Origin of the sequence: Chelatococcus reniformis, from assembly GCF_014640075.1 — a bacterium.
GTDB lineage: Bacteria > Pseudomonadota > Alphaproteobacteria > Rhizobiales > Beijerinckiaceae > Camelimonas > Camelimonas reniformis.
Map to the genome: position 1 here is coordinate 648,529 of NZ_BMGG01000001.1, position 12,658 is coordinate 661,186.

At 69.6% G+C, this 12,658-nt stretch carries 10 protein-coding genes; 3 read left to right on the top strand and 7 right to left on the bottom strand.

Annotation, left to right across the window (positions count from 1 at the left end):
• Positions 1–77: 77 nt before the first annotated feature.
• The 6 genes from boxA to IEW34_RS02735 form a co-directional block, all read right to left on the bottom strand.
• Positions 78–1,271, bottom strand: a complete 1,194-nt coding sequence (gene boxA / locus IEW34_RS02710; RefSeq protein WP_188607567.1) for a benzoyl-CoA 2,3-epoxidase subunit BoxA — start codon at positions 1,269–1,271, stop codon at positions 78–80.
• Positions 1,272–1,368: 97 nt separating this feature from the next.
• Positions 1,369–2,817, bottom strand: a complete 1,449-nt coding sequence (boxB, locus tag IEW34_RS02715; RefSeq protein WP_188607568.1) for a benzoyl-CoA 2,3-epoxidase subunit BoxB — start codon at positions 2,815–2,817, stop codon at positions 1,369–1,371.
• Positions 2,818–2,928: 111 nt separating this feature from the next.
• A complete protein-coding gene (gene boxC / locus IEW34_RS02720; protein ID WP_188607569.1) occupies positions 2,929–4,617 on the bottom strand; it encodes a 2,3-epoxybenzoyl-CoA dihydrolase in 1,689 nt (562 codons plus the stop codon).
• An 86-nt stretch (positions 4,618–4,703) separates the two neighbouring features.
• Entirely contained in the window at positions 4,704–5,243 is a 540-nt protein-coding gene (locus IEW34_RS02725; RefSeq protein WP_210324431.1) for a DUF309 domain-containing protein, read from the bottom strand.
• Complete coding sequence (locus IEW34_RS02730; protein ID WP_244641701.1) at positions 5,221–6,042, bottom strand: alpha/beta fold hydrolase; 822 nt, start codon at positions 6,040–6,042, stop codon at positions 5,221–5,223. Before IEW34_RS02730 ends, IEW34_RS02725 begins: the two co-directional genes overlap by 23 nt.
• 24 nt (positions 6,043–6,066) lie before the next feature.
• Positions 6,067–7,623 carry a benzoate-CoA ligase family protein gene (locus tag IEW34_RS02735; protein WP_188607570.1) on the bottom strand — a complete coding sequence of 519 codons (1,557 nt, stop codon included), beginning with the start codon at positions 7,621–7,623 and terminating at the stop codon, positions 6,067–6,069.
• Positions 7,624–7,952: 329 nt separating this feature from the next.
• Here IEW34_RS02735 and IEW34_RS02740 point away from each other — a divergent pair, with 329 nt between their 5' ends.
• From IEW34_RS02740 to IEW34_RS02750, 3 genes are all read left to right on the top strand, one after another.
• A complete protein-coding gene (locus tag IEW34_RS02740; protein WP_188607571.1) occupies positions 7,953–8,852 on the top strand; it encodes a helix-turn-helix transcriptional regulator in 900 nt (299 codons plus the stop codon).
• Between the two features lie 93 nt (positions 8,853–8,945).
• Positions 8,946–9,326: a VOC family protein gene (locus IEW34_RS02745; protein ID WP_188607572.1), complete on the top strand. Its 381-nt coding sequence runs from the start codon at positions 8,946–8,948 to the stop codon at positions 9,324–9,326.
• A 259-nt stretch (positions 9,327–9,585) separates the two neighbouring features.
• A complete protein-coding gene (locus tag IEW34_RS02750; protein ID WP_188607573.1) occupies positions 9,586–11,685 on the top strand; it encodes a mechanosensitive ion channel family protein in 2,100 nt (699 codons plus the stop codon).
• A gap of 33 nt (positions 11,686–11,718) precedes the next feature.
• On the opposite strand, the gene IEW34_RS02755 is transcribed toward IEW34_RS02750, so the two are convergent.
• Positions 11,719–12,498, bottom strand: a complete 780-nt coding sequence (locus tag IEW34_RS02755) for an SDR family NAD(P)-dependent oxidoreductase (protein WP_188607574.1) — start codon at positions 12,496–12,498, stop codon at positions 11,719–11,721.
• Positions 12,499–12,658: the final 160 nt, after the last annotated feature.

Here is a 12,658-nt window from a genome sequence, read left to right on the forward strand (position 1 = left end):
CAGAGCGGTTGCGCACCCCCGCCCCGCGTGCGGGGAGAGGGAGGGGAGAGGGGCTTGCCGCGCGGCTTTACCGCCAGCTAATACGTCTCCACGTGGTAGCGGCCGCCGCCGCGCATGTCGGCCTTGAGCACGGCCCAGTCGAGGGCGGCGCCCCGGCAGACGTCGGCGAACGCCTCGTCGACACCGCTCTCCATGGCCTTGAGGCCGCAGAGATAGACGTGGGTGTGCGGATCGCGCAGCAGGCGGGCGATCCGCTCGGCATCGGCGCGGATCTTGTCCTGCACATAGGTGCGCGGCTCGCCGGGAATGCGCGAGAAGCAGAGGTGGCGGGCGAGCAGGCTCTCCGGCACCTTCTGCAGCGGGCCGAAATAGGGCAGCTCCTGCGGGCGCCGGGCGCCGAAGAACAGCAGCAGCTCGCCGGCGGCCTGCGGCATGGCGCGCCGCCGGCGCTCGGTGAAGCCGCGGAACGGCGCCGAGCCTGTGCCGGTGCAGATCATGACGATGTGGGCCGCTGGGTCGTTCGGCATCAGGAAGGTGGCGCCGAACGGGCCCGTCACCTCGACGCCGGCGCCCTTGGGCAGGTCGCAGAGAAAGTTGGAGCACACGCCGCCCGGCTCGCGCTTCACCGTCAGTGCCAGGTTGTTGGCATTCGGCTTCTCGCCGTCGCGCGGGCTGGCGATCGAGTAGAGGCGGATGGCGTGCGGCTCGCCCGCGCCCGTCGCACCGGGGGGCACGATGCCGATGCTCTGCCCCTCCAGCACCGCGAAGGGCAGCTGGCCGAGATCGAGGATGATGTGGCGCACGTCGGTCTCGCCGTCGGGAGCCGTGAGACGATAGTTGCCGACCACCGTGGCGCGCGCCGGCTTGCCTCTGTTGTAGAGGTTGACCGTGGGCTTGCTGGCCGACGAGGGCGCCACCGGCTTGCCGCCGAGGCCCCGGCGGGCCTCCTCCAGGAGGGCGCTGACCTCGTCCTCCAGCGCCTCGATAGCCCCGTCGGCGCGCTCGCCCAGCTCCTCCTGAGCCGGCAGTTCGCCCCAGGAGAACTGCTCGTCCAGCGTATAGGCCTGCTCCACCACACGCCAGTTGTCGATGGCGCCGGTGGGACAGGGGGCGATGCAGTCCATGCAATAGTTACAGATCTCGGCGTTGACGACGTAGTTGTTGTCGTCGTGAGTCACGGCATCGATCGGGCACGTCTCCTCGCAGGTATTGCACCGGATGCAGATCTCCGGATCGATGACGTGCTGCTTGATCAGCGTGGCAGTGGCCATGAACGCGGTTCCCGAGGCTTGCGGAGCACCTGCGGAATGGCGCGCAGCGCGCGGGAAGCACGCCCAAGTCGTCCGTCCCGGCGCGCCGTTCGCCCTCTCACGCAGCAATCTTCACGTATTCGAAATCACCCGGCTTGTTGTCGATGCCGACCTTGGGCGCGGCGATCCAGCTGGCGAACTGGCCGGTCTCCGCCACCGGCTGCATCAGGGCGGCGATGAAGTCGCCGTCCACGGTCGACGGCAGGTACTGGTCATGCGTGTTCTGCCAGGTGGCGTCGTCGACGAGCACGCCCTTGGGTGTCGCGTTGATGTTCTTGAATTCGCCGATCTGGCGATGGAACGCCACGTGCGGCAGCTCGAGGCGGAAGCGCACGCCGGTCTTCTCGATAATCTTATTCCAGCGCTCCACGCCCTTGGCGCAATCGACGACATAGTCGTCGCGCAGGCGCATGTTGAGCGCCGTCAGCGCCGGTTCCTGCACCAGCTGGAGCCGGCCGTCGATCATCTTCATGACCGCATAGGTGTCGCGGGTCAGCCGGTGATCGTCGTCGATCTTGGTCTCCTGGAAGCGCCCCTTCATCCCGGCATTGTAGAAATTCGCGGCGTTGGTGGAGACCTCCGAGCCGAACAGGTCGAGCGACAGCGAGAAGTGCAGGTTCATCTTCTTCTGGATCGTCGGCAGATCGATGACGCCCAGCGCCCGGATCTTCGCCGTCTCGGACGGATCCTCGATGCCGGCGGCCAGCATCGCCTCGCAGGTGCGCTGGATGGTGCGGCCGACGCCGGTCTCGCCGACGAACATGTGGTGCGCCTCCTCCGTCAGCATGAAGCGGCAGGTGCGCGACAGCGGGTCGAAGCCGGACTGGGCCAGGCTCTCCAGCTGCATCTTGCCGTCCCGGTCGGTGAAGAAGGTGAACATGAAGAACGACAGCCAGTCGGGCGTCGCCTCGTTGAAGGCGCCGAGCATGCGCGGCGCATCCTCGTCGCCGGAACGGCGGCGCAGCAGGTCGTCGGCCTCCTCGCGACCGTCGCGGCCGAAGTATTTCTGCAGGAGATAGACCATGGCCCACAGATGCCGTCCCTCCTCGACGTTCACCTGGAAGAGGTTGCGCATGTCATAGAGCGACGGCGCCGTCTTGCCGAGGTGGCGCTGCTGCTCGACCGAAGCCGGCTCGGTGTCGCCCTGGATGACGATCAGCCGGCGCAGCATGGCGCGGTACTCGCCCGGCACCTCCTGCCAGGCCGGCTCGCCGAGGTGCTCGCCGAAATTGACCTTGCGCCCCTCCTCCTGCGGCGCCAGCAGCACGCCCCAGCGGTATTCGGGCATGCGCACATAGTCGAACTTGGCCCAGCCCTTGGGATCGACCGAAACGGCGGTGCGCAGATAGACGAGGGATTCCTGAAAGCCCTCCGGGCCCATGTCGTTCCACCAGTCGAGATAGCCGGGATGCCAGCCCTCCAGGGCCTTCAGCACCTGCCGGTCGGAGGCGAGATCGACGTTGTTGGGGATCTTTGTGGTGTAGTCGACATTCATGAGGTCGATCATGGCTTAAACCTCCCTTGTTCTAGTAGTATGACCATTCATCTTCGTGTGTGACGACACGGGCGCAGCGCGCAATCCACGGCGCGGGGCCCGGCTTGCCCTGGGGCGCTTGCGTCACACCCGCTGCATGTCGAAGGCGGCCTTCTGGCCGGTGCCGTAGCGTTTGAGGGCGCCCTCCTCGCCGACGGCGTTCGGCCGTTGGAAGATCCAGTTCTGCCAGGCCGTGAGCCGGGCAAAGATCTTCGATTCCATGGTCTCGGGCCCGACGAAGCGCAGATTGGCCTCCATGCCCGTCAGGCTGTCCGGCGAAAAGCTGGCGCGCTCCTCCAGGAAGACGCGCACCTCGTCGCCCCAGTCGATGTCATCGAGCGCGAAGGTCACCAGGCCGAGGTCTTCCGCCGTCGCTCCGTCCAGGGTCTCGCCGACGCGCTGGCGCGCCCGGTCCACGTCGCCGGGATCGGCCAGGAACCGCGCCTCGAGCCGGGTCAGCCCCTGGCTCATGGGATAGGCGTCGAAGTTCATCCGGTTGAGCGCCAGCGCCGGCGGCGGCCGGTTGTCACCGCGCCTCTCGCCGATCAGCATGTAGGAGCGGTCGGCGGCGAAGACGAGCTCGGCCAACGTTCCGGCGAAGCACGAGCCCGGCTCGACCATGGCGACGATGGTGCGCGAGGTGACGTCGAGGCGCTTCAGCACCCGCTTCCAGTAGTGGCGGATCTCGTTGGCGAGCCAATGGCCCTGGCTGGCTTCGAGAAGGTCGTCGTAGGCGAGCACCGTGGCGATGTCGCCCAGGCTCTTGAACAGCACGACGGCGATGCCGGTCTCGTTGAGGCGCAGGTGGAGAATGGCGTCGTCGAGTTCGCGCGCCACCTGCAGCAGCCAGAAGCCCGCACCCTGCCCGACCATGGCCTCCGCGTCCGCCGGCGGCCCCGCCTCCGGCGCACGCACGGTGACGGTTGCGATGCGCTCCGCGCGCTGGATGTCGACGCTGACGAAGCCATAGCCGACCCCATCCGCCTCGAAGCGGCGGTCGAGCGGCGTCAGCGCGACGCCGGCGCCGCTAGCCGCGCGCTGCGAGGCGTCGGCGAACTCGCGGGCGCGCTGCGCCACCCGGGCTTCCAGCCGGGAGTTCGGCACCGTCTCGTCGACGAGGCGCCACTGCACCGCCCGGCGTCCCTTGACGCCCTCCTCGGTGGTGCAGAAATAATCCGCATGGTCGCGCCGCACCTTGCGCTTGTCGACCACCCGGGTCAGCCCGCCGGTGCCCGGCAGCACGGCGAGCAGCGGCACCTCCGGCAGGGATACGGCCGAGGAGCCGTCGTCCGCCAGGATGATGTGATCGGTGGCGAGCGCCAGTTCGTAGCCGCCGCCGGCGGCGGTGCCGGCGATGACGCTGATGTAGCGTTGGCCCGACCAGGCGCTTGCATCCTCGATGCCGTTGCGCGTCTCGTTGGTGAACTTGCAGAAATTCACCTTGTGAGCGTGCGAGGAGCCGCCCAGCATGCGGATGTTGGCGCCGGCGCAGAACACCCGGTTCTTGCCCGAGCGGATCACCACCGTCTTGACCTCGGGATGTTCGAAGCGCAGCCGCTGCACCGCATCGGCAAGCTCGATGTCGACACCCAGGTCATAGGAATTGAGCTTGAGCTGGTAGCCCTCGAACAGGCCGCCGTTCTCGTCGACGTCCATGGTCAGCGTGGCGACCTCGCCGTCGGCAGCCAGCTTCCAGTGCCGGTAGCGGCTCGGGTCGGTCTCGAAGTCCACCCACTGCTTGCCGTCGGCGAGCTGGGGTCCATCTCCTGCCATGGCCGGCGTCCTCCGTCTGCTTATATGCAACATAATGCATATTCCATGACGAGGGTCCACAGCAGAACCATCGCGACTATGCATTTTCATGCATGTTTCTGGAATGCATCGAGGTGCACCAGTGGCGCGTCCGCGGCCAGCGCGCAGCCGGCGCCGCACGCGGCCAGCGCCCGGCACAGGCTGGCCGCGTCGAGCCTGTCCGCATAGCTCGCGGGGGCCGCCCCCGGCTCCCTCAGGCGGAGCTCGTCGAGCAGCGCCATGGCCTCGGCGACGAGGCGGCGGACCGCTCGCGGCCGGCCCAGGCGCCGCTTCAGCCCCCCATTGGCGATCTGGATGGCGGCGCGGAGCGCCAGCCGGTCACGGCCGTTCATGGGCGCGGCCTTCCAGACGGCCTCCCACACCTCGTGGGCCTCCCAGAAGAAGCCAGCGTCGTGCAGGCTCAGCCCGTAGCGGAGGCCGGCGTCGTCGGCCGGCACGAAGGCCGCGAAGCGTGCCGGCAAGGCACGCTTGGCGCGCTCCAGCGGCTCCCGGTCGGGCCCCGCCGTGCGGCCGGGAAGGTGCGCCCAGCGCGGCAGGGGCCAGGCGTCCGGCCGCTCGCCGGGCTCAGGCGGCGCGGGACAACACACCTTCGCCGTGGGTCTTGAGGAGGCGGTCGGCGAAGGCGACCATGGTGGCGACGGTCTCGTCCGACGCCTCGCGGTGGGGGGCGTGGCCGACGGCGGGCAGCAGGCTCACCTCCACCGGGCAGTAGCACTCCGCCTCGGCCACCTCGATCTGCCGCCGGCTGCCGTAGGGGTCCTCGCTACCCTGGATGATCTGGATGGGCACGCGGATATAGGCCAGCGCCTCCGAGATGTCCCAGGCGCGGAAGCCCGGATGCAGCCAGGCGTCGTTCCAGCCCCGGAAGGCAAGGTCCACATCCTTGTGCCAGCGCGCGAGCCTGCCGCGCAGGCCGCCGCCCTCGTAGGCCTCCCGCGCCGCCTCGATCGATGCCGCCGTCACGCCTTCCACGAAAAAATGCGGGGCGATCAGCGACAGGCCGCGGATGCGATGGTCCTGGACGCTGCCGGCATAGATGGCAGCGATGGACGCCCCGTCCGAGTGGCCGACCAGCAGGCCGCGCCGGAAGCCGATGGCGTCGAGGACCCGCGGCAGCACCTGCAGCGCCTCGTCGTGCATGTAGGTCAGCGGCCGGGGCAGCGCGGCCGGGCTCGACGCCCCATAGCCCTCCCGCGAATAGACGAAGACCCCGGCGCCCGTGGCCGCGGCCAGCCGGTCGGGAAAACTGTTCCACAGGCCGACGCAGCCGAGCCCTTCGTGCAGCAGCACGAGCGTCGGCGCCTCCTTCGGAGGCGGGCCGATCATGCGGTATTCGAGCCGGGCTCGGCCGATCTCCAGGATTCCCGATGATTGAAGCTTGGCCACCACGGTCTCCTCGGCTGCCCTTGATCAGTTGCTCTTGCCGTCCGGCTCGCGCAGCTTGAAACGCTGGATCTTGCCCGTCGCCGTCTTGGGCAGGCTGTCGACCACCTCGATCCAGCGCGGATACTTCCACGGCCCGATCGCCTGCTTGACGTGCTCCTTGAGCGCCCCGTTCAGGTCGGCGCAGTGCGGCTGGTCCTTGAGGACGATATAGGCCTTCGGCTTGGTCAGCCCGTCGGCGTCCAGCGCCGGAACCACGGCCGCCTCGAGGATCTCCGGATGGCTGATCAGGGCGCTTTCGACCTCGAAAGGCGACACCCAGATGCCGGACACCTTGAACATGTCGTCGGCGCGCCCGCAGTAGGTGAAGCGACCCTCCGCGTCACGGATGTATTTGTCGCCGGTCCTCGTCCAGCAGCCCTCGAAGGTATCGCGGCTCTTCTCCCGCTGGTTCCAGTAGCCCTCGGCCGCCGAGGGACCGTGCACCAGGAGTTCGCCGACCTCGCCATCCGCCACGGGCGCGCCGCCCTCGCCCACGAGGCGCACCTCGTAGCCTGGCACCGGCCGGCCGGCGGCGCCGTATTTGATGTCGCCGGGCGCGTTCGACAGGAAGATGTGCAGCATCTCGGTCGAGCCGACGCCGTCGAGGATGTCGACGCCGAAGCGCTCGCGCCACGCCAGCCCCACGGGCTCGGGCAGCGCCTCCCCGGCCGAAGTGCAGATGCGGACGCTGGGCAGGCGGCGCTCCGCCTTGAGGCCCGGGTCGGCCAGCATGGCGGCGAACAGCGTCGGCACGCCGTAGAAGATCGACGGCTCGAAGCGCTGCATCAGGGCGAAGATGGCGGCGGGCGTCGGCCGCTCGGGATTGAGGATGGTGGTGGCGCCGACGGCCATCGGGAAGGTCAGCGAATTGCCCAGCCCATAGGCGAAGAACAGCTTGGCGGCCGACAGGCAGACGTCGTCCTCCCGGATGCCCAGGACCTGGCGCGCATAGGTGTCGGCGGTCGCCATCAGGCTGGCGTGGACGTGCCGCGTGCCCTTGGGCATGCCCGTGGAGCCCGACGAATAGAGCCAGAAGGCGGGCTCGTCCGCATGGGTGTCGGCCGTCGCGCACGCGTCCGGCGCGCCGGCCAAAGCGGCGGCGAAATCGTGGTGGTGCGTCGCGCCGCCGGCGCCGACGACGATCACGTCGCGCAACTCGGGCAGGCTCGGGAGAACAGCCTCGAGCGCCGGCAGCAGCGCCGCCGACACGAACAGCACCTTGGCGCGCGAGTCGGCCAGGACATAGGCGTATTGCTCGGGTGTGAGCAGCGTATTGAGCGGCACGGGCACGACGCCGGCGCGCAGTGCCCCCAGGAACACGATCGGGAACTCGACCGTATCCAGCATCACCAGCGCCGCCCGCTCCTCGCGGCGCACGCCCAGCTGCGCCAGGAGGTTCGCCAGCCGCCGGCTGTCGCCCTGGAGCGCACCGTAGCTCAGCTGCCGCGCGGGGTCGGTGAAGGCGATCTTGCCGGCGCGGCCGAGCGTGATGTTGCGGTCGAGCAGCTCGGTCACCGCGTTGTAGCGGGCCGGGGTGCTCATGGCGCGCTCCGGCAGGTGTGGACGGGGTGGCCCGTGGCTGGGAAGACCAGCCGTTCGCCGGGCCGCGGTGCACGTCCAAAATAGTGGAGCGCGTTCCGCCGGGATGTCCGCATCCAACCGGGCAATGCCCTGGGCCGCGACCTCGGCTGGCTCATCCAATCCTCCCGGCATTCTTGAATTATAATGCATATAAAGGGCATTGGGCGATGTTGTGTCAATCCGGTTTTGCATTATGTTTCAGATCGACGGATGGACAGGAGACGATGCTGGACAAGACTCGCGATTTTGCCGACGGAGTGCCTCGGGCAGGATGCGGAGACCGGATCGGCATGGCGGAGACGGAGGAGTCGGAGGAGCGATTTCTCGCCGAGCTCGGGCAGCGCGTGCGCAACATGCGGGCCGTGCACGGCATGTCCCGCAAGACGCTCTCGAAGGTGTCCGGGCTGTCGGAGCGCTATATTGCCCAGCTCGAGAGCGGCCACGGCAATGTCTCGATCATTCTCCTGCGCCGCGTCGCCATGGCCATCGGCACCAAGCTCCAGGATCTCCTGCCGAGCGCCGACGTGTCGCCCGACTGGCCGCTCATCCGCGATCGCCTGCGGGAAGCGTCGTCCGAGCAGCTCGACCGCATCAAGAGCATCCTCTCGGACGACGGGCAGGGGGCGGCGCCCGCGCCGCTGCGGGTGGCGCTGATCGGGCTGCGCGGCGCGGGCAAGTCGACGCTCGGGCGCATGGCCGCCGAACGGCTCGGGTGGCCCTTCGTCGAGCTCAATCGAGAGATCGAGCGCGAGAACGGGCTCTCGGTGCCAGAGATCTTCGCCCTGTACGGCCAGGAGGGATACCGGCGCATGGAGCAGGACGCCCTGCGCAAGCTCACCCTGCGCACCGGCCCGATGGTGCTCGCCACCGGCGGCGGCATCGTGGCCGAGCCGCTCACCTTCGACCTCGTCCTGTCGTCGTTCTTCACCATCTGGCTCAAGGCGAGGCCGGACGAGCACATGGGGCGGGTGCGCCAGCAGGGCGACCTCCGGCCGATGGGCAACGATCGTTTCGCCATGGACGAGCTGCGGGCGATCCTGGCCAGCCGCGAGCCGCTCTACGCCCGGGCTCGGGCGGTGCTCGACACCTCGGGCGCCAAGCTCGAGGCGAGCGCGGAAGAGCTTACGGACCTCATCAACGCCCAGGTCGAGCGCAGCGTCGCGCCCCGCCGCACCGCGGCGCGACGCTGACGCCGCAGCGGCAGCGCATGTCGCCACCAATGCCCTTCGCCGGCGTGCGCCGCGGCCCTACATGAGTTGCGGCAACCGGAGGAGACAGCTGCCATGACCTACAAGCCCGAAGGGCATTCCGACATTTCGATCTACATGGTCGCCAGCGATGCCAAGGCGGTGCTGGCCTTTGCCGCCCAGGTGTTCGGCGCCACCGAGCTGATGCGGATCGAGCACCCCGACGGGGCGATCCGGCATGCGGAGTTCCGCATCGGCGACAGCGTGGTGATGGTGGCGCAGGGCAACGACACCTACACGCCGTTCCCGGTCTGGCTGCACCTCTACGTGCCCGATGTCGATGCCACCTTCCGGGCAGCGCTCGCGGCCGGCGCCGAGCCCGTGCAGGAGCCGGCGCAGAAGGACGATCCCGACCGCCGCGGCGGCGTGAAGGATCCCGCCGGCAACACCTGGTGGATCGCCACGAGCAGCGGCTGACGAGGGTGCGCACGAGCAGCTATTTACCTTGGTCGGCGGCGTGACATAAACACGAGCGAGGCTGTTGCGCGTTGTCGATCGCCCGGGGGCGAGCGCGTGGCGGACCAGGGATCAGGCGCGGATGAGCGGTCCAGCGGCGCGGCGATATCTTGCGGCACCCCGAAGCCATCGCCGGCCCGCCGCGGGCCCGTGGTTTGTCCTTCTGCTTGTGCTTCTGCTCCATTCCGTCCCGGTTGGCGCCGCCGAGCCGCCGCCAGGAATGTCGCGTCAGCAGTTCGATCAATTGGTGGCGGAGGTCAGCGAGACGGTCGCGCGCACGCTGACTGAGCGCGGTTTCGGCCCCAAGGCCCCGCCGGAAGCCACAGCGCTTGCCCACGGCGACGGCACGGAGCGCCTCGTCGCCCAGCGCGCGGCCGAGGTGGTCAACCGCCTTCCGGCGGTGATCGGCGCCGTGCCGGCTCTACCGGCGCAGACCCTGCGGATCCTCGACCGCCTGGACCGTACGGCCGCCGGCGGTCGCTCGGCGGTGTCGTTCCTGGCCTGGCTCGGCGTCGCCTGCGGCGGTCTGGCGGCCGTCGGCCTCGGCCTGCGCCATGGGTCCAGATCGATGCGCCGGCAGTTGCTGGAGCCTGGCGAAGGTCCGGCACCGCTGGCGCGCGTGGCCCTCCTCGCGGCCTTGGATCTGCTGGCTCTGGCCCTGTTCTGGCTGGTCACGCACATCGTGCTCGGCGCCCTGTTCGCTGGCGCCGGGGCCCAGACCATGGTCGCGGTGCTGGTGCTCGACGGGATGGCCATTGTCGCATCGACCATCTGCCTGCTGGCCATCTGCGTGCGGCCGCAAGACCCGGCGGCGCGGATCGCACCGGTGTCCGATGCGGACGCGGTGCGCCTGCGCCACGACATCGTGCTCGCCGTCGCGCTGGTGACCGCGAGCCGCGCGTGGATTGCCATCCTGGTGCCGTCCGTCGTGGTCCAGGCCGGCCTCCTGGTGAACGCCTTCGTGGTGCCCGGATGCTATGCCGTGGTCGCGCTCCACGCCCGGCACGCGTTCGGCGCCTGGCTGGCCGGTCTCGCCGAGAGCGCCGCCCCGGCGCGGGCCGCCGCAACGCCGCCCTGCACGCGTCTCTGGCTGGCGATCACCATGCCGGTGATCGCGATCCTCGCCCTGACGCGCATCTACGGGGCGCTGTCCGGCCGACCGGAGATCCCCGTCGGCACGATCACCACGGTCGCGACGCTGCTGGGCGTGCTGCTCGGCGAGACGCTGGTCCGTTATGTCGCACGCCATCCGGCGGCAGCGAACGGGCGCAGCCTGCTCGGCCGGCTGCTGCGGCCTGCGGCCCGCCTGGCTCGCATGGCGATGCTGCTCGTCACCCTGTTCATTCTCGCGCATGTGTGGCTGGTCGACGTGGCCGGGCTGGTGGCCGCCGCCGAGTGGCCGGCGGCAAGCCGCACCTGGTCCCGGGCGGCACTCATCCTGATGGTCGCGCTCGCCGCCTGGGAAGCGGTGAAGCTCTTCACCGACAAGCACGTGACCAAGCCCGGCGGCCTGCCTGTCGACGAAGACGCCGACGCCGGCAAGAGCGCTTCGCGCCTGGCGACGATGATGCCGCTGCTGCGCATGGCCGTCGCCATCGTGATCGCCGCCATCGCGCTGCTCGTCGCCCTGTCGGATCTCGGCGTGAACATCACGCCGCTCCTGGCCGGCGCCTCCGTGTTCGGCCTCGCGCTGTCGTTCGGCAGCCAGACCCTGGTGCGCGACGTGGTTTCGGGCATCTTCTACCTGGCCGACGACGCCTTCCGCGTGGGCGAGTACATCGACTGCGGCAAGGCCAAGGGTACGGTCGAGGGCTTCACGCTGCGCTCGATCCGGCTGCGCCACCAGAACGGCCAGGTGCATACCATTCCGTTCGGCCAGCTCGGCCAGATCACCAATTTCAGCCGCGATTGGACGACCGTGAAATTCAATCTGCGCTTCGCCCGCGACACGGACCTCGAGAAGCTGCGCAAGCTCGTCAAGAGGATCGGCCAGGAGATGCTGGAGGATCCGGAGCTGAAGGACGAGTTCCTCGATCCCCTGAAGATGCAGGGCGTGGCCGACATCGCCGACAACGCTCTGATCGTGCGCTTCAAGTTCACGGTGCGGCCGAGCAAGCCGAGCTTCGTGCAGCGGCAGGCGGTCCGGCGCATGGTGACGGCGTTCGCCGCCGGCGGCATCGAATTCGCCAACGCGACCGTGGCGGTGCACACCATCGGCGGCCCGAACGGCGCCCAGGCGGGCGCCGCGGCCCAGAGCATGCTGAGCCGCGTCCAGGCGGAAGCGGCTGCCTCCGCCGCCGGCGAAGCGGCCCGTGCGTGAAGCCGCCGCGGTCGGCGATCGGCTATGCCCTCGTCACAGGGCGTAGCCGCCGTCGACCATCAGGCTCTGGCCGGTGATATAGCCGGCGGCGTCCGAGGCGAGGAAGTCGACCGCGTTGGCGATGTCCTGCGCCGCGCCGAGCCGGCGCAGGGCCACCGCCTTGCGCGTCGCCTCGAAGAAGGCCTCGTCGAAATCACCGGTCGCCACCAGCTGGTGGTACATGCCGTCGGTGATCACGCCGACGCCGACGAAGTTGGCGCGCACGCCGAAGCGCCCCTCCTCCGCCGCCACGGCGCGGATCACCGCCTCGATCGCCGCCTTGGGCGCGGCCGACAGCACGTCCTTCACCGCATAGCGGCGGATCGCCGGCGTGCCCAGGGCGATCGCCGTGCCCTTGTGGCGGCGCAACTCGCCCAGCGCGGCATGGATGAAATTGTAGGCGCCGAACACGTCGGTCGCCACCGTCCGCTCGAACAGCGCCGGCTCCAGCCGGCTGACGTGGCGCATGTCGATGTAGGGCCCGGCCGCATAGACGGCCGTGTGGATGCCGCCCATGGCGGCCACGCCGGCGGCGATCGCCGCCGCCACGGCCGCCCCGTCGCGCAGGTCGAGCTGCAGCGCCAGCGCCCGGCGGCCGAGCGCGCGCACCTCGTCGGCTGCCGCTTCGCCGGCCTCTCGATTCCTGTTGTAGGTCAGCACCACGTCGGCGCCGCCGGCGGCCAACGTCCGGCAGATGGCGCGGCCGATGCCTCCCGATCCGCCGGCGACGATGGCCGCGCCCTCGGTGTAGCGGGCCGCCTTGGCTTCGCTCATCGCTTCCTCCCTGCTGCCAGCCGCCAATGGGATGAACATCATCCGACGGCAACGCCCGCGAACGCGGCGGCGGGCGTCGCCGCCGCGCCGTCCGCTACCATGCGGCGATGCGGCCGGCCCCTGCGTATCTTGAGGGGGGCCTTTCGCGCTCCGACCGTCT